Source organism: Staphylococcus sp. EG-SA-2 (assembly GCF_017152085.1).
The window spans coordinates 1-1,139 of the sequence record NZ_JACYHC010000847.1; the positions used below are offsets into that span (position 1 = coordinate 1).

Consider the following 1,139-nt stretch of genomic DNA (forward strand, 5'->3'; position numbering starts at 1 on the left):
TTGCCTGTGCAGACTTAGGTATATCGTTAGGTGGCGCATTGATGGGACCTATTTCCGATTTAGTAGGATTTAAATGGATGTATCTAATTTGTGGTATGTTAGTCATTGTAATAATGATTATGAGTTTATTGAAAAAACCAACACCACGCCCAGCGAGTAGTCTTTAATGAAAAAGTTTAAAGCATATTAAGTTAATGAATATTTAAATTTTAAAAGGTATATTGAGCATGGCGATTCATGGGAGTGGGACAGAAATGATATTTTCGCAAAATTTATTTCGTCGTCCCACCCCGGCAAGGTTGACTAGAATTGAAAAAAGCTTGTTACAAGCGCATTTTCGTTCAGTCAACTACTGCCAATATAACTTTGTAGAGCATTGAACATTGATTTATGTCTCAGGCTCTCTATATGGCTCGTTTTTAGAACGACAGTATATCTAAATAAAGCACGCTTAGAAGTGAGTTGCGATACTGACTTTTAAGTGTGCTTTTTGATGTGTATGGATAATGGATAATACTCTGAAATATTTTACATGAAAATATGCAAAACGAGTATAACTGCTAATTGATAAAAATAGCTCACCATAAAATTACGGTATGATTTTAAATATAAGTAAGTCGCACTACTTGCTAGTATCAATGCTGGAATGAATTCCCACCATGTATTAATGTATGGATAATAGTACAGTGTTTCAAGAATAACGGATAATACTATTGTAATCTTTAAAGGGATTAATCTGCTTAATTCTTGAATTAAAATATGACGGAAAATAAGTTGACAAATCAAAGTATTTAATATAATGGTTAACGAAAATATAGCTATTAAACTGATGGAACCATACCCTTTAATGAGCGGGTAAATGTCAAAGACAGTAAAGGCATCTACATTTAGTGCGAAAATATTGAAATGATTTAAAAGTAAAAAGAGTACGACACTTAGTGTAAATGATATAAGAATATGCCATTTATATTTAGCACTAGCAACGATTTGCGAACGTATCATTGGAATAAACGCATCTTCATGCATCCGACGAAAAATAGCTAGTGAAATAATAACTGCGAGTAAATAGCTAATGTTCATTGAAATAGGAAAAGAGAAACCCCATGGGGCTTGTTGAGTGAATACAGCTACTAACCCAA

The 1,139-nt window shown here is 32.9% G+C and carries 1 protein-coding gene and 1 pseudogene; one reads left to right on the forward strand and one right to left on the reverse strand.

What is annotated here, in order from left to right; genetic code table 11:
* Positions 1-167, forward strand: a pseudogene (locus IDG60_RS27590) (staphylopine family metallophore export MFS transporter CntE); the annotation flags it as partial.
* Between the two features lie 361 nt (positions 168-528).
* Here IDG60_RS27590 and lnsB read toward each other — a convergent pair.
* On the reverse strand, positions 529-1,139 hold a 611-nt coding region (gene lnsB, locus IDG60_RS27595), incomplete at its 5' end, for a CPBP family lipoprotein N-acylation protein LnsB (RefSeq protein WP_206160868.1).